The organism is Janthinobacterium saanense (assembly GCF_014200675.1).
GTDB lineage: Bacteria > Pseudomonadota > Gammaproteobacteria > Burkholderiales > Burkholderiaceae_D > Janthinobacterium.
Window position 1 is genome coordinate 57312 of record NZ_JACHCI010000019.1, and the last position, 23862, is coordinate 81173.

The window sequence follows — 23862 nt, forward strand, 5'->3', positions numbered from 1 at the left end:
AATCAGGCTAACTTGGCCGAGTGTTCACGCGTGGCGTGGAACTTCAGCTTGGGCCAGCGCTCTTCCGTCAAACGCAGGTTCACGCCCGACGTGGCCAGGTAAGCCATGTTGCCGGCCGCATCGTAGGCCACGTTGTGGCCCAGCGCGTTTTCGAAGTCCTGCAGGATGCGCTTGTCGTCGCAGCTGACCCAGCGGGCGCTGCTGATGCTGGTGCCTTCGAACACGGCGTCGACGCCATATTCGTTGAGCAGACGGCTGGCGACTACTTCAAACTGCAGCACACCGACGGCGCCCAGTACCAGCTCGCCACCCAGCACCGGCTTGAAGACCTGTACCGCGCCCTCTTCGCCCAACTGCTGCAAGCCTTTGTGCAATTGCTTGATTTTCAAGGGGTTACGGATGCGCACCGAACGGAAGAAGTCTGGCGCAAAGTACGGGATGCCGGTAAACGTCAGCATCTCGCCTTCGGAAAAACTGTCGCCGATCTGCATGTTACCGTGGTTGGGCAAGCCGATGATGTCGCCTGCGTACGCTTCTTCCACCTGTTCGCGCGAGGACGCCATGAAGGTCACCACGTTCGACACCTTGATCTCGCGGCCCAGGCGCAAATGCTTGACCTTCATGCCGCGCTCGAAACGTCCCGAACACACGCGCAAGAAGGCGATGCGGTCGCGGTGGGCCGGGTCCATATTCGCCTGGATCTTGAACACGAAGCCGGTGAACGGCTGTTCGGCCGGCGCCACGGCGCGCACGGTGGCATCGCGTTCACGCGGCGCAGGCGCCCAGTCGACCAGCGCCGACAGAATCTCGCGCACGCCAAAGTTGTTGATGGCCGAACCGAAAAACACCGGCGTCTGCACGCCGGACAGGAATTCTTCCAGCTTGAATGGATGCGAAGCGCCATGCACCAGTTCGACTTCCATGCGCAATTGATCCATCTCCAGCGGGAACATCTCTTGCAGGCGCGGGTTGTCGATACCCTTGATGATTTCAAAAGCGCCGTCGGCTTTTTCTTCGCCGGCCTTGAACAGCATGATCTCGTCGTTGATCAGGTGATACACGCCGCGGAAGTTCTTGCCCATGCCGATAGGCCAGGTGACAGGCGCGCACTGGATCTTCAGCACCGATTCGAGTTCGTCGAGCAGTTCCAGCGGATCGCGCGTCTCGCGGTCCATCTTGTTCATGAAGGTGACGATGGGCGTATTGCGCATGCGGCACACCGCCAGCAGCTTGATCGTCTGCGCTTCCACGCCCTTAGCCGCATCGATCACCATCAGCGCCGAGTCGACAGCCGTCAGCACGCGGTAGGTATCTTCCGAGAAGTCCTGGTGGCCTGGCGTGTCGAGCAGGTTGACGACGTGGTCGCGAAATTCGAACTGCATCACCGAGGAAGCCACGGAAATGCCGCGCTGCTTCTCGATCTCCATCCAGTCCGAGGTCGCGTGGCGGCCCGATTTACGCGCCTTGACGGTACCGGCCATCTGGATCGCGCCCGAGAACAGCAGCAGTTTTTCCGTCAGGGTGGTCTTGCCCGCATCCGGGTGGGAAATGATGCCGAAAGTGCGGCGGCGCTGTACTTCACGCGCGATCACGGCGGGCGCCTTGCTGCTGGTCGCCGCTGCCGGTGACTGTTCATTATCGATGGTATCGTCGGATGTCATGTCGTTCTCGTTGGCCATATTGGTGACCATGATATGGCCCTCGCAAAAAACCCTCGATTTTACAGACTCCCGGGCATTCCGTGTGAACTGTTCCACTCTTGCGCCCTGGCAGCCTTGCCTTTGCGACATTGTTAAATCAGTACTTCATCAAGGTGTCACAATTCACAGGCAACATTGCAATGCAGAAACATTGTGACCCTTCCTGGAAATCTGATGAAAATCCTTTTGACGCCTGCCATCCGACTCATGCAGCAATTGCGCCTGCTGCCCAAATTCATGCTCGTCTGCCTGGTCTTCCTGCTGCCGCTGGCGCTGGTGACGAGCTTGCTGATTGCCGAGCTGGGCAAGTCATTGTCGCAGGCACAGCAGGCGCAGCGGGGCGTCAGTTATGTGCAGCAGTTGCAGGAAACCACGCATTTGCTGCAGCGCCGGCGCGGCGAAGAACATTTGCGCCTGAGCATAAAGCGCGCAGTCGATGGCCCAGCGACGGCGCTCAACGCGAAGATCAGCACCGCCTTGCAAACCCTGCAAGCATCGCCCTCGGGGGCCGGCCTGCCGCAGGTGGCTGAGCTGCTCAAGCAATGGCAGGCGCTGCTGGCGGGCCAGGCCAGCCTGGGCGCCAAGGAAAGTTATAGCACCCACACGGCGCTGATACGCCAGGCCGGCAAGCTGGTGCAACTGGTGGCCGACCGCTCGCACCTGGGCCTCGATGGCGAAGCGGGCGCGGGCCACTTGAGCAATGTCATCATCGGCACCCTGCCCGACCTGGCCGAAAGCCTGTCCGACATCGCCGGCCGGGGCGGCGCCTATATCGACACGGGCTTGTTTGAAGCCAACGAAGACCAGCTGGTCAACGCCACCGCCCAGATCGCCCGCCATGAACTGGAACGCTTGCCGGCCCGCTACGATGAAATCAGCAGCAGCCAGCCCACGCTGCGCGCGCCGCTGGAACCGGCGCTGAAAGCGCTGCCGGTGGCGCTGGCCTTTTTGGAGCGCACGAAAAATGAAGTCACCAATTCCTACGACCAGAGCTCGGGGCCGGCCTTCCACAAGGCGGGCATGCAAGCCATCGATGGCCTGTACGCGCTGGCGACGGCTTCGGGCAATGCGCTGCAAGCCGTGCTGGCCGAACGCATCGCCCGCGACCAGGCCAGGCGCGCGCTGATCCTGGCCGCCATGCTGCTGGTGCTGGCGATTGCCGCTTATCTATGCGCCGGCTTCTACGCCTCGTTCTCCCGCGACGTGGCGCAATTGCGCCTGGCCGTGGGCGCGGCAGCAGCCGGTGATTTGTCGCAGCGCATCGATAGCGCTGCACGCGATGAAATCGGCGACCTGGTGCGCGACTTTGGCGCCATGACGCGTAGCCTGGCCACCCTGGTACAGGAAATCCGCAGCGGCGCCGCCGTCATCGCGGCCGCTGGCGCCGACATGGCGCAAGGCAACCAGGCTTTGTCCGGCCACACCGCCACCCAGTCCGAGGCGCTGGGCGCTACCGTGGACTCGATGCGCGAACTGACGGCGACCGTAGGCCGCAACGAAGCCCACCTCGCCCAGGGCAGCACCTTGGTCGCCTCGGCTGCCGACGTGGCGCGGTGCGGCGGCGAGACCGTCACCGCCGTGGTCGACACCATGGCCTCGATCAAGGCCAGCTCGCACAAGATCGTCGACATCATCGGCGTCATCAACGGCATCGCCTTCCAGACCAATATCCTGGCCCTGAATGCCGCCGTGGAGGCGGCGCGGGCCGGCGAGCAGGGACGCGGTTTCGCCGTGGTAGCGGCCGAAGTACGCAGCCTGGCGCAGCGCTCGAACGAGGCGGCGCTGGAAATCAAGCGCCTGATCGGCGATTCGGTGGCCACGGTGGACGCGGGTGGCGAGCTGGTGAACGCGGCCGGCAGCACCATGCGGCAAGTAGTCGAGGCGGTGCAGCAGGTGGCGCTGGTGATCGCCCGCATCAGCAGCGCCGGCGCCGAACAGAATGGCGAAATCACCCAGATCAATGGCGCGCTGGCGCAGATCGACGACATGACGCGCCAGAACGCGGCCCTGGTCGAAGAAGCGCGCATCGGTTCGCAGCGCCTGCATGAAGAGGGCGACGCGCTGACGCAGGCCGTCAGCCGCTTCCGCCTGGAAGAGGCAGCGCAAGCCGAGTCCACCGCCCCGCGCGCCAGCTTGCCCAGCGTGCGCCAGGCCGGTTCCTGGAGCGCCAACAAGCCGCGCGTCATATCACAAAACCACGTACAACGGCGCAAGGCTTGATGTCTATAGAACCAACGTAGGACTGGGACTACAATTCTGCCTCAATAGAGACTACAAAATGGCGACTGCTAATCTTATGTTCGCCAATGACATAAGCTTTTAAAGTAACTACATCGTGATCTGCGCGATAAGCCTGGCAAAAAATCCATGACCAGCAGCGCAGCCATCGCACTCCGATGTAAAAAAGCCTGTGAGGAATTATATGAACCATACCCAACTTAGCGCTCCGCTCCAGAAAAACCAGTTGCTGCCGCATGTAATGCCAGCGGCTGGCCGGGAAATCAAGCTTGCGTCGCGGGTTAGCCTCAGTAGCGCACAACAAAATGAGTTGCTGGCCGCCCTGCCCCGCGCCGCGCTCGAATCGCTGTTTGAACACCTGGAACTGGTGGAACTACCATTCGGCAAAGAACTCTACGCTTACGGCAATCACCTCGACTACAGCTACTTCCCGACCACCGCCATCGTCTCGCTGCTGTATGTGATGGAAGACGGCGCCACCACCGAAATCGCCGTAGTCGGCCATGAAGGCGTGGTGGGCGCCTCGCTGGTGGTGGGCGAACGGGCCATGTGCACGGCCGTGGTGCAAAGCGCCGGCTACGGCTACCGTTTAAAAACGCAATGCCTGCGCGATGCCTTCAATGAAGGCGGCGCGCTGCCGCAACTGCTGATGCGCTACACCAATGCCCTGTTTGCCCAGATGGCGCAAAACGCCGTGGGCGGCCGCCACAGCTCGATAGAACAAAAACTGTGCCGCTGGCTGCTCGACCGTCTGGACCGCTCGCCATCGAATGAATTGAAAGTCACCCAGGAACTCATTTCCATCATGCTGGGCGTGCGCCGCGAAAGCATCACGGCCGCCGCCGGCAAGCTGCAGGAAGAAGGCTTGATACACTATCGCCGTGGCAATATCACGGTACTCGACCGCCTGGGCCTGGAAGCCTACGCCGGCGAATGCTACAAAGTGGCGAAGACAGAATACGACCGCTTGCTGCGCGACGTGGCGCGCTGCTAAACAGCTTCAGTCCACAAAAAAATGGCCGGGCATCATGCCCGGCCATTTTTTATGGGCGCTTATTGTTGCTGATGCAATGCTAGGCGTCGAGTTTCTCGCCAGCGTAGGCAACTTCCTCCGCACCAGACTGCTCTGGCGCCAAAGCCATCGGAATCAATGCCTCCACGCAAGTGCCCTTGCCATTCGGCCCAGGCCGCACGGTCAGGGTTCCACCCAGCAGCAAGGCCCGTTCGCGCATGCCCAGCAAGCCATGCGACATCGGCTTTTGCAGCGCATCTTCGGCAATCCCGATACCGTCGTCGACCACGCGCAGCACCAAACCGCGTTCATTGCGCTTCAGGGTCACGCTGACCATGCCGGCGCGTGCATATTTCAGGATATTGGTCAGCGATTCCTGCACGATACGGAACAGCGCAATCGTCAAGGTCGCTTCGCGGTTATCGATATTGATGGCCACATCCGTGTCACAGCGCACCTGGCTCATGCGCGCAAAATCTTCGCAATAGCTCTCGATGGCGGCACACAAGCCCAGGTTGTCGAGCAAACTGGGGCGTAGATCCTCGACGATGCGGCGCTTCAGCTCCACCGTTTCCAGCAGAGTCGCCTTGGCGCGACGCAATTGCGCGGCCAGCTCGGGCGCCGTATGCGTCAATTGCTGCGTGACGGCGCCCAGGTCCATGCTGATGGAGGTCAGGTTGGCGCCCAGCTCATCGTGCAGTTCGCGCGCCAGCCTTGCCTTTTCCACTTCATTGACGCTGATCAAATGCCGCGACAGCACGGATAATTGCTCGGTACGCTTGTTGACGGTCGATTCCAGGGTGTCATTGGCGTTTTGCAGCGCAAACTCCACTGCGGTGCGGTTCTGGAAGCTGCGCCGCACCAGTTGGTAAAACATCACCAGCACCAGGATGGCCAGCGCATTGATACCGATGCCCAGCATCACGGCTTTCTGGTACTCATGGTAAAACGCGGCACTACCGGCGGCCAGTGCCTCGTTCTGTTCACGCGTCATGATCACCACCTGCAAACGGATTTCATCCATGGTGGAGCGTTCGTCGGTCACGCGCGAGATATTGACGATATCGGCCAGGCCGCCCTGCCGGTAGACTTCGATCGACTGTTGCAGCATCGACATCTTGCGTCGGATCAGGCTCTTGAGCTGGGCCAGGTTTTTCAGCTGGCTGGGGCTGGACGCCAGCAGGGTTTGCAACTCATTGAATTCGTTTTCAATTTCGGCGTTGACCGTCTTCGACGGCCCCAGATAGGTTTCCGAGCCGGAAATGTAATAGCCGCGCAAGCTGCTCTCGGTATCGAGTACCAGGACATTGAGGTATTCCAGGCGGTCGGCGACGCGCGCGCTCTTGGTCAGCAAGGCATTCGTGCCCTTCAAGGATTCCAGGTTATGGTAAAGACTGAAACCATTGAGTATCAGCAGCAATGCACAGGTGACGCAAAGGATCGTCTTGTACAGAGGCAAGGGCTGATTCGGGGCCGGTTCAACGGTGAAGTACATCCTGATGTGCATCCTTAGCAAGATTCGGCGCAGGAAGCAAGACCAGCGCCGGCCAATTATAGTCCGCGCCACACACTGCAGCACCGCACAACATCAAGATTGTGCCTGACGTAGCGGACAGTTGGGCGATCATGGCTGCATGATCGCACCGCCCGGCTAGTCAAGCAAATTGTTTTTCATTGCGTAATAGGTCAAGTCGCTGTTCGATTGCAAGCCCATTTTTTCCATGATGCGGGTGCGGTAAGTGCTGACCGTCTTGATGCTCAGCGACAAGGCCACACCGATATCGGACACGGTGGCGCCGCGCGCCAGCCGCAGAAAGACCTGGAATTCGCGGTCCGACAGCTCCGTATGCAGGGCCGCCGTCGTGTCGCGGTCGAACGATTGCGCCAGCAATTCGCCCACGGTGGAGCTGACATAGCGGCGTCCCTGGAACACGGTGCGCACGGCCGTCATCAGCTCGTCCGCCTCGCACTCCTTGTTCAGATAGCCGTTAGCGCCCATCTTGAACAGATTGAGCGCGTATTGCTGGGCGGGATAGCCGCTCAGTATCAACACGGGCAATTCGGGCTGGCCCTGGCGTATCGTGCGCAAGGTATCGATGCCGCTCTGATCGGGCATGGCTATATCGAGCAACAGCACATCGCATATCTCGCGGCGGGCGATATCGAGCGCTTCGCGCCCCGTACCGGCTTCCGCCACGACACTAAAATCGTCTGAGGACGAAAAAATCTGCTTGAATCCAGCTCGTACTATTTGGTGGTCATCACAAATGGCAACGCGTATCATTGTTTCCCCTTATATTTTCCTGGCCTGGGAAAGACTACCGGTGCCTGAACACAGCACTGGCTCAGCGTCACTGACAAAAACGCAACATTAACATTATATTTAAAACACGGCACGCCGCACGATATCGGCTGGGCGTCATCGCATTTTAGTCAAAAAAGCAGTAGTACTGCTATATTGGTGCAAATCTTATTTTAGCAAGTTTAAAATCGCGATTAATTCCTCGCGTATCCAGGCGCGATCCAAGGGCGCCTCTTGCGGCGTGGCAGCTATCACGGGCAAGGCGGGCTGCAGCACATCCTCATCCAGTGGCAGATGCACCGCACCACGGCTGTCGAGTTTGTTGCGCGCACCGCTGATGGTAAAACCTTGCTCATACAGCAATTCACGGATACGCCGTATCAGCAGCACTTCATGGTGCTGATAATAACGGCGGTTACCTCGTCGTTTGACGGGTTTGAGCTGGGAAAATTCCTGCTCCCAGTAACGCAGCACATGCGGTTTGACACCGCACAATTCGCTGACCTCGCCGATCGTGAAATAGCGCTTGGCCGGGATGGGCGGCAAAACGATCAACTCGGTTTTACTGATGCGCTCGTTCATCGCCACTCACTCAGGCAGCACGTGCCAGCGGACTGGTCTCTTCGACCATGCTTTTCAGCTTCTGGCTGGCGTGGAAGGTCACGACACGGCGTGCCGTGATAGGGATCTCTTCGCCTGTCTTGGGATTGCGCCCCGGCCGCTGCGGCTTGTCGCGCAGCTGGAAATTGCCGAAACCCGACAGTTTGACGGCCTCGCCCCGTTCGAGCGCATTGCGGATTTCATCGAAAAAGGTTTCGACCATATCTTTCGCTTCGCGCTTGTTCAGGCCCACTTGCTCGAACAACAGTTCGGCCAGTTCCGCCTTGGTCAAGGTGGGTAAATCTTTTTCCGCTTCCTGGCGCACTTTGGCAACCAGCATGGCCCGATGCAAATCGGCAGCCAATGCGGACTGCAGTACGGCGGAATCAACGTCGCTATTATTAATTTTGCTGCCCTGCCTTTTCTGTGCGCCCGAACCCGCCGCATGGCGGATCCGTACCCGGTTTTCGGCGAACCAACCACCACCCGCAAGCGGTGGCTGGCCCGACTATTACGAACGCAGTTTAGCGTCGTGTCCCTGCTTGGCCGCGTCGATCAGCACAGCCATCAGGCCATCGACCACATCGTCTTGCAGGGTGTTTTGAGTATCTTGCAAGCTAATCCGGAAAGCAAGGCTTTTTTCATCCGTTTCCAGACCTTTGCCCCGATATTCATCAAATAAAACAATGGCTTGCACGATACGCGCTGCAGGGCTAGCCTTGGCGGCAGCGTGCAAGGAATCGAGCACATCCTGCACCGCCACCGATTGCTTGACGACTACCGCCAGATCGCGGCTGGCGCCCGGGAATTTCGAAATTTCCGCGTACACCGGCAAAGGACGCTGCTCCAGCGCGGCTGCATCGACTTCAAACAGCACTGGCGCTTGCGGCAAGTCATACTTTTGCATCCAGCGCGGGTGCAATTCACCGATGAAACCGATGACTTTACCGTCCAGTTCCACATGAGCCGAACGGCCCGGATGCAGGGCTGGGTGTTCCGCCTTGGTGAAACGCAATACCAGCGGCGCGAACAGCGCTTCCAGGTCCGCCTTGACGTCGAAGAAATCGACGCTGCGCGCTGGCTGGCCCCACTGCTCATCAGCGACCGGGCCATAGGCCATGGCACCGACACGCTTGGGTTGGTCGTAGCCGGCCACCGTCACGGCGCCATTTTCCACGGACGCATCGCGCTTGTAGATGGCGCCCACTTCAAAGATGCGGATGCGGTTGGTTTTGCGGTTCAGGTTGTACCGCACCACCGACACCAGGCTGCCGATCAGCGAGGTGCGCATCACGCTCATCTGGCTGGCGATCGGATTTTGCAAGGTGATCGGGTTGGTATTGCCCGAAAAATCACGCTCCCACGCTGCGTCGACAAAACTCATGTTGACCACTTCCTGGTACGCCAGGTCAGCCAGTTCATGACGCACTGCAAACAGCGAACGCGTGTTTTCCGGCGCGATCTGCATCACATTGGCCGCCACCGGCGGACGGGTCGGGATATTTTCAAAGCCGTAGACGCGCGCCACTTCCTCGATCAGGTCTTCCTCGATCTCGATATCGAAACGATAGCTGGGCGAAGTGACCGAGAACACGCCGTCGGCCAGCGTGTATGGCAGGGCCAGACGGGTGAAGATGTCGGCGACCAGCGCATCCGTCAACGGCACGCCGATGACTTTTTGCGCGCGCGCCGTGCGCATCGTCACCGGTGCGCGCTGCGGCAGGTTGACGATATGATCATCGACCGGGCCGACGGTGGTCGCTGTGGTGCCGCAGATTTCCACGATCAGGGCCGTGATGCGCTCGATGTGTTCCACATTGGTGGCGAAATCCACGCCGCGCTCGAAGCGGTGCGCCGCATCGGTCGAGAAATTGAAATGGCGGGCGCGGCCACGGATGGCATCCGGCCACCAGAAGGCTGCTTCCAGGTAAATACTGTCGGTATCGTCCGATACCGCGCTGGCGTCGCCGCCCATGATGCCGGCCAGCGATTCGATTTCCTGCTCGTCGGCAATCACACCGAACCACTCGTTGACGGCGACGGTGTTGCCATTCAACAGTTTCACGCTTTCGCCAGCCTTGCCCCAACGCACTTCGAGGCCGCCATGGATCTTGGCCAGGTCAAACACGTGGCTAGGGCGGCCCAGTTCCAGCATGACATAGTTGGAAATATCGACCAGGGCCGACACAGGACGCTGGCCGCTACGCTCGAGGCGCTGCTTCATCCAGTCCGGCGTGACCGCCCTGGTATTCAAGCCACGGATCACGCGGCCCGTGAAACGGCCGCACAGGTCCGGTGCGCTGATCTTGACTGGCAGCACTTCATCGCTGGAGACGGCAATGGTGCGGAATTGCGGTGGCGTCAGCGGCACACCCGTCAAGGCCGACACTTCACGCGCCACGCCCAGCACGGACAGGCAATCGGCCTTGTTCGGCGTCAGCTTGATCGTGAATTTCAGATCGTTCAAGGCATAGTAGTCGCGGAAATTCTGGCCGATAGGCGCATCGTCCGGCAATTCCATCAAGCCAGCGTTTTCTTCCGACAATTTCAATTCGCGCGCGGAGCACAACATGCCTTGCGACTCGACGCCTCGCAGCTGGCCCACCTTGATTTCAAACGGCTTGCCATCGGCGCCAGGCGGCAGCACGGCGCCAGCCTTGGCGCACACCACTTTCAAGCCGGGGCGCACGTTCGGCGCGCCGCACACGATATTGAGCATGGTGCCGGTGCCGACATCGACCTGGCACACGTTCAGGCGGTCGGCGTTCGGATGTTTCTCCATCGCCAGGACCAGGCCCACCACCACGTTCGAGAACGGTGGAGCGACAGCTTCGACGTCCTCCACTTCCAGACCGGACATGGTCAGCAGGTGGGACAGTTCGTCCGAAGTCATCTTCGGATCGACCATGGTACGGAGCCAGTTTTCGGAAAATTGCATAATCAAGCCTTCAAAGGGTCAAAGCTCGCCGCGCGAGCACAATGGATGCTGGGCGCTCAAGCGCGGCAAATCAAACGGAACAACGCTTAGTTGAATTGCTTCAGGAACCGCAGGTCGCCTTCATAAAAGAGACGCAGGTCGCTGATGCCGTAACGCAGCATCGTCAGGCGCTCCAGGCCGGAGCCGAAAGCAAAGCCGATGAATTTCTCTGGATCGAGGCCAAAGTTGCGCACCACATTAGGGTGCACCTGGCCCGCGCCCGATACTTCCAGCCAGCGGCCCTTCAATGGGCCGGAACCGAAGGCGATGTCGATCTCGGCCGAAGGCTCGGTGAATGGGAAGTAGGATGGACGGAAACGCACTTGCAGGTCGTCGGTCTCGAAGAAAGCCTTGATGAAGTTCAGGTAAACGCCCTTCAGGTCGGCAAAGCTGATGTCTTCGGCGATCCACAGGCCTTCGACCTGATGGAACATCGGCGAATGGGTGGCATCGCTGTCGACGCGGTAGGTGCGGCCGGGCGCGATCACCTTGATCGGCGGCGTATGCGTGCGCGCATAGCGCACCTGCATCGGGCTGGTATGCGTGCGCAGCAGCAAAGGCTTGCCATCGCTGTCATTGCCATCGATGTAGAAAGTATCTTGCATGGAACGGGCCGGATGGTTTTCCGGGCTGTTCAGGGCAGAGAAGTTGGTCCAGTCGGTTTCGATCTCGGGGCCGTCAGCCACGTCGAAGCCGATCGAACGGAAAATTTCCTCGACGCGCTCCCAGGTGCGCATCACTGGATGGATGCCGCCTGGCATGCGGCCACGGCCTGGCAGGGTCACGTCGATCGCTTCGGCGTTCAGTCGGCCTTGCAGCTGGGCATCGGCCAGTGCATCACGGCGCGCCGTCAGCGCGTCTTCGATCTGCACCTTGACGGCATTGATCAGGGCGCCTTGCGCCTTGCGCGCGTCCGGGTCCAGTTTGCCCAGGCCCTTCATCATTTCAGTAATCTGGCCAGTCTTGCCCAGGTAGCGGGCTTTGGCGTTTTCAAGTGCGGCAGCGTCTGCGGCGGCGATAAAGTCAGCCTGGGCCGAGACGACGAGTTCTTCTAGGGAGTTCATGCGGCTTTTCCTGTTTTGGAAATCAATCCTGGATTCAGTAATCGAGAGCCCAACAATCAAAAACGGAAACGGGGCATAGGGTTCACACCCCTGCCCCGCTCTTTATAACGTCACCCTACGGATGACGCTGTGCAATGACCGTGCTTACGCAGCGATTTTTGCTTTAACTGCGTTGACAATCGCAGCGAACGCTGGCTTGTCCATCACAGCCATATCGGCCAGGACTTTACGGTCCAGTTCGATACTTGCTTTTTTCAAGCCGTTCATGAATACGCTGTACGTTACGCCATGCTCACGGGAAGCGGCGTTGATACGGGCGATCCACAGGCGGCGGAAAACGCGTTTCTTGTTGCGGCGATCGCGGTATGCGTATTGGCCAGCGCGCATAACTGCTTGCTTGGCAACACGGTATACACGGCTGCGGCGACCACGGTAGCCTTTAGCTTGAACAAGAATCTTTTTATGACGGGCACGAGCTGTAACCCCACGTTTTACTCTAGGCATAGTAACTCCTTATATTGAGTGTGAGATTAAGCAGTCGGCATCATGCGGTAGACGGATTGCACGTCAGACGCAGCGACATTGGTGGTACCGCGCAGAGCGCGTTTCAGCTTGGTGGTTTTTTTGGTCAAGATGTGGCGTTTGAACGCATGACCACATTTAACGGTACCACCTGGACGCACGCGAAAACGTTTTTTCGCGGAGCTTTTGGTCTTCATTTTAGGCATAGCAATCTGTCCTTTTACGGACAGCTCCATTTATAACAGGATTGCAGGTGGCAACACGACGTCGCGCTTAGATGCCTGCTTTCACATGTCGTGCAGCGGATGCGAGTCCGCTACAGTTTTGAGCGGCCCGGACATTGCTGGCCGGGCCGCTCAAATTCTGCCTGGGGCAGAGTGCCGCATCAATAGTGATGCGCGTCATTTCCACCCACAGTAAAACGCTATTGTATCTTACTTTTTCTTCTTAGGCGAAAGGACCATGATCATCTGGCGGCCTTCCATCTTCGGAAATTGCTCAACCTGGCCAAACGGCTCCAGATCGGCTTTCAGACGTTCCAGCATACGGAAGCCAATATCCTGATGCGCCATCTCACGGCCGCGGAAACGCAGCGTGATCTTGGTTTTATCGCCATCCTCGAGGAACTTGATGAGGTTACGCAACTTGATATTGTAGTCACCATCATCAGTCCCCGGACGGAATTTGACTTCCTTCACGAGGATGATCTTTTGCTTCAATTTGGCTTCGTGAGCTTTCTTCTGCTCCGAATACTTAAATTTGCCGTAGTCCATCAAACGGCATACCGGTGGCTGCGCAGTAGGCGCAATTTCCACCAGATCAACGTTTGCCTCTTCCGCCAGGCGGAAGGCTTCAGCCAAACTTACGATACCGAGTGGCTCGTTATCGACCCCACTTAAACGCATTTCAGGGGCAGTGATTTCGCCATTGATGCGATGTGACTTGTCAGTAGCTATTGTAATTTCCTTTAAAAATCTTATAAAACGGTCGTGCTGCGAGTTTCCTCGTCAGGCCTTGGTGTCGACTTCAAGTTTGAGTCGCTCTATCAGGGCATCGACGGACATCACGCCCAGATCGACATTGCCCCGCGCCCGCACGGCCACCGTATTTGCATCCCGCTCTTTATCGCCAATCACCAGGATATAAGGCAATTTTTGTACGGAATGTTCACGTATTTTATAGGTAATCTTCTCGTTACGCAAATCAGCTTGTACGCGCAGTCCCGCTTTGCGCAGTTTTGTTGTAACTTCTTGTACGTAATCAGCCTGGGCATCGGAGATGTTCAATACCGACACTTGCACCGGCGACAACCACAACGGCATGGCGCCCGCATAGTGTTCGATCAGGATGCCAATGAAACGTTCCAGCGAACCGACAATCGCGCGATGCAGCATGATGGGAACCTGGCGCGTATTGTCCACCGCCACATATTCGGCGCCCAGACGGCCCGGCATCGATGGGTCGATCTGCACCGTGCCCACTTGCCATGCGCGGCCCAAGCTATCTTTCAGGTGGTACTCGATCTTCGGACCATAGAAGGCGCCCTCGCCCGGCAATTCCGTCCATTCCACGCCACAGGCGCGCAGGGCCGAACGCAGGGATTCCTCCGCCTTGTCCCACGACTCTTCCGTGCCGATGCGGCTATCCGGACGCAAGGCCAGCTTGACATCGATATTCGTAAAGCCGAAAGCCGTATAGACATCCATCGCCTGCTGATGGAAAGCCGTCACTTCCGCCGAAATCTGCTCTTCCGTGCAGAAAATGTGACCGTCATCCTGCGTAAAGCCGCGCACGCGCATCATGCCGTGCAAGGCGCCCGATGGCTCATTGCGGTGACATTGACCGAACTCGCCGTAGCGCAGCGGCAAGTCGCGGTAGCTGCGCATGCCGCTGTTATAAATCTGCACGTGGCCAGGGCAATTCATCGGCTTCAGGGCGTAGGAACGGTTTTCCGATTCCGTGATGAACATGTTTTCACGGTAGTTATCCCAGTGACCGGTCTTTTCCCACAGGCCGCGATCGAGGATTTGCGGCGCCTTGACTTCCTGATAGCCATTGACCTGGTACACATTGCGCATGTATTGCTCGACTTGCTGCCAGATCGTCCAGCCTTTTGGATGCCAGAAGATCAGGCCCGGCGCCTCTTCCTGGAAATGGAAGAAATCGAGCTGCTTGCCCAGTTTGCGGTGATCGCGCTTTTCCGCCTCTTCCAGGTTGTGCAGGTATTGCTCCTGATCTTCCTTCCTGGCCCAGGCCGTGCCATAGATACGCTGCAGCATCTCGTTTTTCGAGTCGCCGCGCCAGTAGGCGCCCGCCAGCTTCATCAGCTTGAAGACTTTCAGCTTGCCCGTCGACGGCACGTGCGGGCCGCGGCACAAGTCGGTAAACTTGCCTTCGGAATACAGCGACACTTCCTGATCGGCAGGAATCGAGCCGATCAGCTCAGCCTTGTAGGCTTCGCCTATGCCCTTGAAATACTCGATGGCTTCATCGCGCGCCACCACTTTGCGCGTGACTTGCTCATCTTTCTTGGCCAGTTCAGCCATTTTCTTTTCGATCGCCACCAGATCTTCCGGCGTGAACGGGCGCTTGTAGGCAAAATCGTAATAGAACCCGTTGTCGATCACAGGACCGATGGTCACTTGCGCTTCAGGAAACAATTCCTTGACGGCATAGGCCAGCAAGTGAGCGGTCGAGTGGCGTATCACTTCCAGGCCATCGGCATCCTTGTCCGTGATGATCGCCAGCTCGGCATCCTGCTCGATCAAATGCGAGGTATCGACCAGTTTGCCATCGACCTTGCCGGCCAGCGCGGCCTTGGCCAGGCCAGTACCAATATTGGCCGCAACCTGGGCCACGGTGACCGGGCCGTCAAATTGACGGGCGGAACCATCGGGAAGTCGGATTGTAAGCATATTGATCTCCATGTCGGCGCTGGCGCCAGGTAAAACTGCAATGTGTGGAATGGACTGAAAAACCGGGAGGAAAACGCAGACGCAAAAAAACGCGGACTAGCCGCGTTTTTCACTTTTTTGAGACAAAGGAAACCCGTTCGACTAGCGTCACTCCCAAAGCTTGGTAGTAGTTCGCGGTGTCATAACCGGTTGACCCTTTCTTTCTCTCTAACTGCATTCTGGTGGGCGGTGAGGAATTCGAATCCCCGACCCCTTGGATGTCGACCAAGTATTCTAACCAGCTGAACTAACCGCCCGTAAAACTGTGTTGATCATCTTATTTCAAATGACCGCTTGCGGCTTGCGCCAGCTTAAAAACTATTTACTGCCAAATTCTGGTGGGCGGTGAGGAATTCGAATCCCCGACCCCTTGGATGTCGACCAAGTATTCTAACCAGCTGAACTAACCGCCCCGAAGACCAGCATTATAGAGAGGCTTTCCCGTAAATACAAGGGCTGTTTTACAGGAAACTTTAATCATTTCCCCGGGCGTCAGCCCTCTTTATATAGAGCAGGTCCGCCATGCATGGAATGCAGCTAGAATCGCAACATGAATTCCTCTTTATTACGTTGGTTAAAAACCCTGAGCCGCGTTTGCGGCTTCGAAACGGCAGACTCCTTCCCACCCGGCCACCCCTATGCGCGCACGCACTGGCAAGCCGCCTATTTCGATATCGCCTCCGACGTGAAGCCGGACGAGATCGAACGGCGCATCTGCGCGGCGATTACCAACACGCCGACGGTATTTGCCTACATCAGCAATCCCACGCCGCGCATGCAGCGCGCCTTGTTAAATACCATCCATGAACGGCTGCGCCGCCAGCCAGGCGCCGGCGCCACCGATCTGGTGCTACTGCTGATCAAGGCCTACCAAAGCCCGCACATCAGCGAAGCCGTCCCCGGCCTGCGCAACTTGATACGCGAAACGCAGCATGACGATAGCAATCTGCGCGTGCATGCGGTGCTGGAACTATTAATAGGTACGCCACGCGGGCTGGATGTGATCGACATGTAAGCTTAAGCGTGATTGGAAGGCACGTAACGCGCCCGCAAACGCATGAACGGCGTTTCCACCAGCATATATAAGAGCCAGCCTGCAGCGATGCTCAGCACCATGCTGGCCAGTATCGCCGGTATGCTGTCCGGCCCATAACCCATGCCCTGCCAGACGGGCTTGAGCAAGATGCACAGTTGTTTGTGCAACAGATAAATCGCATACGACCACAAGGCCAGGCTGGCCGCGCCGGGCACGCGTACTTTATACAGCACACTGCCGGGACTGAGCGCGGCGATCAGCAGCAGGGTAAAACTGGCCGCCAGGGCGGGATAAGCAAATACCGTCACCCAGTAAGCATAATGGTTGGTGAAAAACACAAACAGCATCAGCGCCGCGCCAGCCAGGCCAGCGAACAGGGTGCGGTTGCCATAGGAAGTGATGCGCGACCAGGCGGCTGGATGATAATTTTTCAGCAGCGCCAGCGCCACGCCCAATACCAGCTCGTCGAAGCGGCACCACGAAGCGTAATAAATGTATTTGTAATAGCCAAGGCCGCCGTGCGGCACATGCACATATTCATCCCACAAATAGGCCCGCACCAGCATGCCGGCAATCACACTGGCAGCTACGGCTATCCACGCCCACAACAGTGATTTGCGGCATGCAGCGATCAGCATCGCCACAGCTGGCAGCAGCACATAAAATTGCTCTTCCACGCAGAGCGACCAGGCATGTGAAAAAGCCGTTCCTGGCGTCAGATTGATGTTTTGCGTAAAAGTCAGGAACTTCCAGATGGGCAGCAGCGCGCTGTCGCCGCGAAATGCTGGCCAGCAATAAAACAGCGCCAGCACAACATAAAAGTTGGGCAAAGTGCGCAAGAAGCGCCGCGCATAAAAATGCCGCAGCGAAAAGCCCTGCTCGCTGCGCAAGGCGGCAAAAATCTGGTTACCGATCAGATAGCCGCTCAGGGCAAAGAACAGGTCCACCCCCGTCCAGCCTATTTCCCCCCAGAAAGCAAAAGCCTCGCCATCGCTGACGAACAGCAGATAATGGTTCATGAAGACCAGCACGATGGCCAGTGCGCGCAAGGTGTCGAGGCCGTACAAACGGGAAGCAGGAGAATGGCTGGACATGGAAATCAAGAGGGAAAACAAGGCTGGCGCCGATCATGCCACGCCGCACGCTGCCATGGCCAGATTTTTACGGCAGGGACAAGGAATGCCGCTAAAATATGCCGACCCCGCCCTCCCTTTCGACACAGCATAGGATATGACCCGCATGAGCAGCGCACTCCACTTCAAATCCATCAACTACACGGGCCAGGGCAGCGGCCCGCGCCTGATCGTCACGGGCGCCGTGCACGGCAATGAAACCTGCGGCACCAAGGGCATACAGCGCGTGATGGCCGAGATCGACAGCGGCGCCCTGCCCATCTTGGCCGGCAGCGTCACTTTCGTGCCTATCACCAACCCGCTGGCCTACGCCAAGGGCGTGCGCAGCGGCGACCGCAACCTGAACCGCAACCTGTTCCCAAATAACAATCCGCAAGACTTCGAAGACCGTATCGCCAACTGGCTGTGTCCGCTACTGGGACAGCACGACGTGCTGCTGGACTTGCACTCGTTCAATGCCGACAGCCAGCCGTTCGTGATGGTCGGCCCGCGCAACAACGATGGCCCGCTGCAAGCTTTCCAACATGAAGAAAAAGAACGCGCACTGGCGCGCCGCTTGGGCGTGCGCCGCTTCGTCGATGGCTGGCTGCAAACCTATGGTTCCGGTGTGCAACGCCGCCTGGGCAGCAGCGACCAGGTCGGCATGGTCTTGCGTTATGGCGTGGGCACCACCGAATACATGCGCTCGACAGGCGGCTACGCCCTGACCCTGGAATGCGGCCAGCATGCAGACCCGGCCGCACCGGACGTGGCTTACCGCGCCATCATCAACACCCTCACCTTTTTAGGCTTGATCGATGCACCACAACCGCAACCGATCGCGGATGCCGACATGGAAGCATTAAACATGGTGGTGGTGCACGACAAGCTGCACGCCGGCGACCGCTTCATCAAGACCTGGTCCAGCTTTGACAAACTCAAGCAAGGTGATCAGATCGGCGTACGCGCCGACGGCACGCCCGTCACCGCCGAGTTCGACGCCTATATATTATTCCCGGACGTCAATGCAGCCGCCAATGCAGAGTGGTATTACCTGGCGCGGGTGAGCAGCAGCTTCTGATCAATGCCCCACTGACTTTGAAAACAAATTAATCACCAGCACGCCGGCAATGATCAGGCCCAGGCCGATCAGCGCCGGCAGGTCCAGGCTTTGCTTGAACCAGAACCAGCCGACGGCGGAAATGAGCACGATGCCTACGCCGGACCAGATCGCATACACGATGCCGGTGGGTATCACCCTGATGGTCAGCGACAAACACCAGAAGGCGATGCAATAGCCGGCCACGGTCAGCAGGCTGGGCCACAAACGGCTGAAACCGTCGGATGCCTTCAGCGCGCTGGTGGCGATCACTTCGGCGACGATGGCGATTGCCAGATAAAGGTAAGTCATGGCCAGGCTCATTGTGGGCTCAATAATTTCAAACCGAGGATGCCAGCCACGATCAGCGCGATGCAAGCGATGCGCGCGGCGCTGGCCGGCTCGCCCAACATCATGATGCCGAAAATGGCCGTGCCTACCGTGCCGATGCCGGTCCAGATGGCGTACGCCGTGCCTAGCGGCAAGTTGCGCAAGGCCATGCCCAGCAAGACCACGCTGCCCAGCATGGCAATCGCCGTCAGCACGGAAGGAATGGGACGGGTGAAGCCGGCGCTATATTTCAAGCCTATCGCCCAGCCGACTTCCAGCAAGCCGGCCAATACAAGGATGATCCAAGACATGTACTCTCCTGATGGGCGGGGTCGTCCCCGCCTGCAGCCCCATCTATCTAGCGGGGTCGTCCCCACAGGAGCAAAAGGCGGCGAGTATAGCATCGGCTAAAAAAGCTTGCCGGATACACACCTTTCCTGGTGCTTAGTGCCCACGCTCTAATCAAAAAACTGCCGAAAATCATCGACTGGCCTGATAATTACTGTATCTATATCAACTATATCAACTATTTTCCAGGAGACACAATGCTGATATTGGCCCAGGCACTGACCGCGATTATCTTGCTGTTGCACGTATATATCGTTTTGCTTGAAACGGTGCTGTTCGACGCGCGCGGGCGCAAGGTATTTGGCCTCAGCAAGGAAAAAGCCGACATCGTACGCCCCGCCATGTCCAACCAGGGTTGCTATAACGGTTTCCTGGTGGCGGCGCTGGCCCTGGGCTTCTTTTATCCGGACGCAGCCATCGCCCATGCCTTCACCGTATTCGGGCTGGTATGCATTGCCGTGGCCGGCATCTGGGGCGCAGCCACTGTCATGACGCGCATCCTGTATCTGCAAACGGTGCCTGCCGTGCTGGCCTTGCTGCTGTTCCACTTCGCCTGACGTCTCTCACGGGCGGCCAACCGGGCCGCCCTGCCCCCTCACTTTCTGCAAAATACGAACCAGCCAGCAGACTTTTTATTTATATCGTATTATGACGATATTAGATTTCAAAAAACCCGATATACAGTTCGTCTGCAGGCGAACAACAGCGAGGCAAACAATATGGACATCGACGCTATCCACAAGGCGCTGGCCAATCCGGTACGGCGGCAAATCTTGCAATGGCTCAAAGAGCCCGAGCAGCATTTTATCGAGCAAGACCATCCGCTCGATTTCGGCGTGTGCGCCGGCTTGATCGGCGGGCGCCTGGAACTGTCGCAGTCCACTGTCTCGGCCCATCTGGCCACCTTGCAAAAGGCTGGCCTGATTTCGCCCAGAAAAGTGGGGCAATGGAGCTTCTTCAAGCGCAATGAAGCCACCATCCAGGCTTTTCTGGAACAGATGCAGCAAGGTTTGTAATCGCAGTCACAGCAGCAAGCAGCACTTCCCCCATACTCGACAGGAAAGACATTTATATCATGGCAACATTATTCGACCCTATCACCATCGGCAGCCTGCAACTGAAAAACCGCATCATCATGGCCCCGCTGACGCGTTCGCGCGCCACCAATCCCGGCCGCGTGCCAAATACCCTGATGGCCGAGTACTACGCCCAGCGCGCTACGGCCGGCCTGATCATTTCGGAAGCAACCGCCGTCACGCCACAAGGCGTGGGTTATGCCCACACGCCAGGCATCTGGTCCGATGAGCAGGTAGACGGCTGGAAACAGGTCACCAAGGCGGTGCACGACGCCGGCGGCAAGATCGTTTTGCAACTGTGGCATGTGGGCCGCATTTCCGCGCCCATGTTCCTCAATGGCGACCTGCCTGTCGCGCCTAGCGCCATCAAGCCAGCCGGCCACGTCAGCCTGGTGCGTCCGGAGCAGGAATTCGTGACGCCACGCGCTTTGGACACAGAAGAAATCCCGGGCATCGTCGCCGCTTACCGCCTGGGCGCGGAAAACGCGAAAAAAGCCGGCTTCGATGGCGTGGAAATCCATGGCGCCAACGGTTATCTGCTGGACCAGTTCCTGCAAGACAGCACCAACAAGCGTACCGACATCTACGGCGGTTCGATAGAAAACCGCGCCCGTTTGATGCTGGAAGTCACCGATGCCTGTATCGCCGTCTGGGGCGCCGACAAGGTCGGCATGCACCTGGCGCCACGCCGCGATTCGCACGACATGGGTGACTCGACCCCGCGCGACACTTTCGGCTATGTAGCGCGCGAGCTGGGCAAGCGCAAAATTGCCTTCATCTTCACGCGCGAAGCCAAGGGCGAAGACAGCCTGAGCCCGTACCTGAAACAGGAATTTGGTGGCGTATTTATTGCCAATGAAAAAGTGGACCGTGCCGCCGCCGACGCACTGCTGGCCAGCGGCGCAGCCGACGCCATTGCCTTTGGCCTGTGGTTCATCGCCAATCCGGACTTGCCAGGCCGCTTGCACAGCGATGCAGCGCTGAACCCACTAAACCCGGCAACGATCTATTCGCCTGACGCGACAGGCTACACGGACTATCCCGCACTGGCATAAGCAGGTCTCTCCCCACCAGCGGCGGGCGCAAGGATGCATTGCAGGCAACTGCGGATAGTCTTTGCACCCGCCGCTCTTTATGGCGTTTCCTTCAATACCATCAACGCCATCGCCGCCGTGCCGGCCGCGCAGGACGGCGCGCCTGGGCGCTGCTGAATACACGGCAGATCACGTCTGCCGGCACGGCGTTTTCCCGCAGATAGGCGGTCGCCACCGTCCGCCCCAAAGTATGATGAAACGCCACGCCACGTTCTACCAGATTGGCCATGGCCTGATCCGTTCTGGCATTGCCGCTGCCGGATTGAGTATTGTTTTTCATGCATTGCCCCCTGTCAGATAAAGTCATACCAGCGGTTTGATCCCGGCAATGAGTTCCGTGACTAGCCCATGCAAATCAAGCCGCATGCAAATAAGACAGCAGCCGTCATCATTAGTGCCCGCCTAACAGCAAAGCATCGCTAAAATAACAATAAACCTCCCCTCGATACCGCATGGATGGTAGAACTGGCATCAATGGCAATACTTGTCGCCGCCGCCAGCCCCGTATAGAATGCCTGCGCATATTTTTTGCCGCATGAATAACTTTTGCGGCGCCATCGCATAAAACAGCGTCAAGCACACGAGAGGGTATTCATGGACGATTTATTTGTACAGCCGCGCGACCTGCCGACCTGGCACCAGCGCAGCGCCATGCGCGTGCTGCAGCTGTTTGGCTGGCGCATGCGCTTCCGGCCCCTGCCCGGTCCGCGTGGCATCGCCGTGGTCTATCCGCATACCTCGAACTGGGATTTCATGGTCGGCCTGTTTGGCAAATGGGCGCTGGCCCTGCCCTTCCGCTGGCTGGCCAAGGACTCGCTGTTTCGCGGACCATTAGGAAAAGTCTTGCGCTACCTGGGCGGCGAACCGGTCGACCGCAGCACTACTTGCGGCACGATACAGCGCCAGGCCGAGCGCATGCTGGCGGCCGACTGGTACTGGCTGGCGATCACGCCCGAAGCGACGCGCAGCTACCGCCCCAGCTGGAAGAGCGGCTTTTATCACCTGGCGCTGGAAGCCAGAGTGCCCTTGCTGCTGGTCTACATCGATTACCCGAACAAGATACTGGGCGTGGTCGACCATCTCTACCTGACGGGCGACAAGGAAGCCGACATGGCCGCCATCGCCGCCGCCTATGCGGGCCATCAGGGCTTGCATCCGGAAAACGCCGCCCCGATCATCCTGTCAGACAGGCGCCCCAACTAAGTCAGTTCATCCCCATCAGCACCAGTCCCACGGCCGTAATGGCCGCACCAGCCACGCGCACGACACGTTCGGCCATCACCTGGCCGATCACCCGCCCGCTCAAGAGCAAAATGGCCGAGGCCAGCATGAAACCGCAGGTGGCGGGAAAGGCGGACAATTCCTGTCCATGCGCATTGCCGTGCGCCAACGCAAACACGCCCACCAGGCCCATCGCCAGCCAGCCTGGCATGCTCAGGGCCAGGGCGATGGCCAGGCCCGTCAGCGCCACGGTGGCGGCGATGCCCATTTCCAGGCCCGGCAACCCCAGTCCCGCCATGCCGGCCAGCGCGCCTATCAGCATCATGCCCAGGAAAGTCAAAGGCTGCTCCAGGCCACGGCGCTGCTGGGCGCCCCAGATGCCCACGCCCAGCATGGCCAGCAAATGGTCGATGCCCGTGAAGGGATGGATGAAGCCGGCCAAAAATCCCGTGCCGTTGTCGTGGCCAGGGTGGGCCATGGCCGGCAAGCTGACCAGCGCCAGCGCCGCCAGCACACCCAGTTGTTTCAATCGTACGGTCATGCCATCTCCTTGCTGTGTTGATCGAGCAAACCCTGCTCGCGGATAAAATCGATCACTGCCTGCACGCCATCGCCGCTGCGCAGGTTGGTGAATACAAAAGGCCGCTCGCCACGCATGCGTTTTGCGTCGTGCGCCATCACGTCCAGATTGGCGCCCACATAGGGAGCCAGATCCGTCTTGTTGATGATCAGCAGGTCGGAGCGCGTGATGCCGGGCCCGCCCTTGCGCGGAATCTTTTCGCCGCCGGCCACGTCGATCACATAGATCGTCAGGTCCGACAATTCGGGACTGAAAGTGGCGGCCAGGTTGTCGCCGCCCGACTCCACCAGGATCAGATCAAGGTTCGGAAAATCGGCCTGCATGCGGGCGATCGCTTCGAGGTTGATCGAGGCGTCTTCGCGGATCGCCGTGTGCGGGCAGCCGCCAGTTTCCACGCCCATCAGCCGCTCGGCCGGCAAGGCGCCGGCGCGCAGCAGGATTTCCATGTCTTCCCGGGTATAGATGTCGTTCGTGATGACGGCCATGTCATAGCGTTCGCGCATGCCCTTGCACAGCATTTCGCACAGGGCCGTCTTGCCCGAGCCTACCGGCCCGCCTATGCCCACGCGCAGTGGGTTCGATGTGATGGATGTCATG

Annotated in this window: 25 protein-coding genes and 2 tRNA genes; 8 read left to right on the forward strand and 19 right to left on the reverse strand. The window is 58.7% G+C overall.

The window, feature by feature from the left end:
- Positions 1–2 precede the first annotated feature (2 nt).
- A complete protein-coding gene (locus HDE72_RS21775; protein WP_183745762.1) occupies positions 3–1661 on the reverse strand; it encodes a peptide chain release factor 3 in 1659 nt (552 codons plus the stop codon).
- 213 nt (positions 1662–1874) lie between these two features.
- Between HDE72_RS21775 and HDE72_RS21780 the strand changes: the two genes are divergently transcribed.
- Positions 1875–3920 carry a methyl-accepting chemotaxis protein gene (locus tag HDE72_RS21780; protein WP_183745554.1) on the forward strand — a complete coding sequence of 682 codons (2046 nt, stop codon included), beginning with the start codon at positions 1875–1877 and terminating at the stop codon, positions 3918–3920.
- A 202-nt stretch (positions 3921–4122) separates the two neighbouring features.
- A complete protein-coding gene (locus tag HDE72_RS21785) occupies positions 4123–4932 on the forward strand; it encodes a Crp/Fnr family transcriptional regulator (RefSeq protein ID WP_183745557.1) in 810 nt (269 codons plus the stop codon).
- A 79-nt stretch (positions 4933–5011) separates the two neighbouring features.
- On the opposite strand, the gene HDE72_RS21790 is transcribed toward HDE72_RS21785, so the two are convergent.
- From HDE72_RS21790 to HDE72_RS21845, 12 genes are all read right to left on the reverse strand, one after another.
- Entirely contained in the window at positions 5012–6445 is a 1434-nt protein-coding gene (locus tag HDE72_RS21790; protein WP_183745560.1) for a sensor histidine kinase, read from the reverse strand.
- Between the two features lie 156 nt (positions 6446–6601).
- Complete coding sequence (locus HDE72_RS21795; protein WP_183745563.1) at positions 6602–7234, reverse strand: response regulator; 633 nt, start codon at positions 7232–7234, stop codon at positions 6602–6604.
- Between the two features lie 186 nt (positions 7235–7420).
- Positions 7421–7834: a MerR family transcriptional regulator gene (locus HDE72_RS21800; protein ID WP_183745566.1), complete on the reverse strand. Its 414-nt coding sequence runs from the start codon at positions 7832–7834 to the stop codon at positions 7421–7423.
- A gap of 10 nt (positions 7835–7844) precedes the next feature.
- Positions 7845–8192, reverse strand: coding sequence for an integration host factor subunit alpha (locus tag HDE72_RS21805; RefSeq protein ID WP_010399205.1), 348 nt, complete (start codon positions 8190–8192; stop codon positions 7845–7847).
- 171 nt (positions 8193–8363) lie between these two features.
- A complete protein-coding gene (pheT, locus tag HDE72_RS21810) occupies positions 8364–10790 on the reverse strand; it encodes a phenylalanine--tRNA ligase subunit beta (RefSeq protein ID WP_183745569.1) in 2427 nt (808 codons plus the stop codon).
- Positions 10791–10876: 86 nt separating this feature from the next.
- Positions 10877–11893 (reverse strand): phenylalanine--tRNA ligase subunit alpha, encoded by a 1017-nt coding sequence (pheS, locus tag HDE72_RS21815; RefSeq protein WP_183745572.1) that lies wholly within the window; start codon positions 11891–11893, stop codon positions 10877–10879.
- A gap of 144 nt (positions 11894–12037) precedes the next feature.
- On the reverse strand, positions 12038–12397 hold the full coding sequence (gene rplT / locus HDE72_RS21820) for a 50S ribosomal protein L20 (protein ID WP_183745576.1): 360 nt from the start codon (positions 12395–12397) through the stop codon (positions 12038–12040).
- 26 nt (positions 12398–12423) lie between these two features.
- On the reverse strand, positions 12424–12621 hold the full coding sequence (gene rpmI, locus HDE72_RS21825) for a 50S ribosomal protein L35 (protein ID WP_183745765.1): 198 nt from the start codon (positions 12619–12621) through the stop codon (positions 12424–12426).
- 228 nt (positions 12622–12849) lie between these two features.
- Positions 12850–13395: a translation initiation factor IF-3 gene (gene infC / locus HDE72_RS21830; RefSeq protein ID WP_254926743.1), complete on the reverse strand. Its 546-nt coding sequence runs from the start codon at positions 13393–13395 to the stop codon at positions 12850–12852.
- A 27-nt stretch (positions 13396–13422) separates the two neighbouring features.
- Positions 13423–15330, reverse strand: coding sequence for a threonine--tRNA ligase (gene thrS / locus HDE72_RS21835; RefSeq protein WP_183745579.1), 1908 nt, complete (start codon positions 15328–15330; stop codon positions 13423–13425).
- 219 nt (positions 15331–15549) lie between these two features.
- A tRNA-Val gene (locus HDE72_RS21840) sits at positions 15550–15626 on the reverse strand.
- Positions 15627–15705: 79 nt separating this feature from the next.
- Positions 15706–15782, reverse strand: a tRNA-Val gene (locus HDE72_RS21845).
- Between the two features lie 137 nt (positions 15783–15919).
- Between HDE72_RS21845 and HDE72_RS21850 the strand changes: the two genes are divergently transcribed.
- Entirely contained in the window at positions 15920–16384 is a 465-nt protein-coding gene (locus HDE72_RS21850) for a hypothetical protein (RefSeq protein WP_183745582.1), read from the forward strand.
- Between the two features lie 2 nt (positions 16385–16386).
- Here HDE72_RS21850 and HDE72_RS21855 read toward each other — a convergent pair whose 3' ends face one another.
- Complete coding sequence (locus tag HDE72_RS21855) at positions 16387–17499, reverse strand: acyltransferase family protein (protein ID WP_183745585.1); 1113 nt, start codon at positions 17497–17499, stop codon at positions 16387–16389.
- A gap of 136 nt (positions 17500–17635) precedes the next feature.
- On the opposite strand from HDE72_RS21855, the gene HDE72_RS21860 reads away from it, so the two are divergent.
- On the forward strand, positions 17636–18598 hold the full coding sequence (locus HDE72_RS21860; protein WP_183745588.1) for a M14 family metallopeptidase: 963 nt from the start codon (positions 17636–17638) through the stop codon (positions 18596–18598).
- On the opposite strand, the gene HDE72_RS21865 is transcribed toward HDE72_RS21860, so the two are convergent.
- Positions 18599–18928, reverse strand: a complete 330-nt coding sequence (locus HDE72_RS21865) for an SMR family transporter (RefSeq protein WP_221291354.1) — start codon at positions 18926–18928, stop codon at positions 18599–18601.
- An 8-nt stretch (positions 18929–18936) separates the two neighbouring features.
- Positions 18937–19257 carry a quaternary ammonium compound efflux SMR transporter SugE gene (sugE, locus tag HDE72_RS21870; RefSeq protein ID WP_183745594.1) on the reverse strand — a complete coding sequence of 107 codons (321 nt, stop codon included), beginning with the start codon at positions 19255–19257 and terminating at the stop codon, positions 18937–18939.
- Between the two features lie 234 nt (positions 19258–19491).
- On the opposite strand from sugE, the gene HDE72_RS21875 reads away from it, so the two are divergent.
- The 3 genes from HDE72_RS21875 to HDE72_RS21885 all read left to right on the forward strand — a co-directional run bounded on the left by HDE72_RS21875 (position 19492) and on the right by HDE72_RS21885 (position 21425).
- A complete protein-coding gene (locus tag HDE72_RS21875; RefSeq protein ID WP_183745597.1) occupies positions 19492–19851 on the forward strand; it encodes a DUF1304 domain-containing protein in 360 nt (119 codons plus the stop codon).
- Between the two features lie 162 nt (positions 19852–20013).
- A complete protein-coding gene (locus HDE72_RS21880; protein ID WP_183745601.1) occupies positions 20014–20310 on the forward strand; it encodes an ArsR/SmtB family transcription factor in 297 nt (98 codons plus the stop codon).
- Positions 20311–20369: 59 nt separating this feature from the next.
- Positions 20370–21425: an alkene reductase gene (locus tag HDE72_RS21885; protein WP_183745605.1), complete on the forward strand. Its 1056-nt coding sequence runs from the start codon at positions 20370–20372 to the stop codon at positions 21423–21425.
- Between the two features lie 100 nt (positions 21426–21525).
- Here the strand turns inward: HDE72_RS21885 and HDE72_RS21890 are convergent, their stop codons facing one another.
- A complete protein-coding gene (locus HDE72_RS21890) occupies positions 21526–21744 on the reverse strand; it encodes a hypothetical protein (protein ID WP_183745608.1) in 219 nt (72 codons plus the stop codon).
- A gap of 314 nt (positions 21745–22058) precedes the next feature.
- Here HDE72_RS21890 and HDE72_RS21895 point away from each other — a divergent pair, with 314 nt between their 5' ends.
- A complete protein-coding gene (locus HDE72_RS21895; protein WP_183745611.1) occupies positions 22059–22667 on the forward strand; it encodes a 1-acyl-sn-glycerol-3-phosphate acyltransferase in 609 nt (202 codons plus the stop codon).
- 1 nt (position 22668) lies between these two features.
- On the opposite strand, the gene HDE72_RS21900 is transcribed toward HDE72_RS21895, so the two are convergent.
- Entirely contained in the window at positions 22669–23226 is a 558-nt protein-coding gene (locus tag HDE72_RS21900; protein ID WP_183745613.1) for a HupE/UreJ family protein, read from the reverse strand.
- Entirely contained in the window at positions 23223–23861 is a 639-nt protein-coding gene (gene ureG / locus HDE72_RS21905; protein ID WP_183745616.1) for an urease accessory protein UreG, read from the reverse strand. Before ureG ends, HDE72_RS21900 begins: the two co-directional genes overlap by 4 nt.
- Position 23862: the final 1 nt, after the last annotated feature.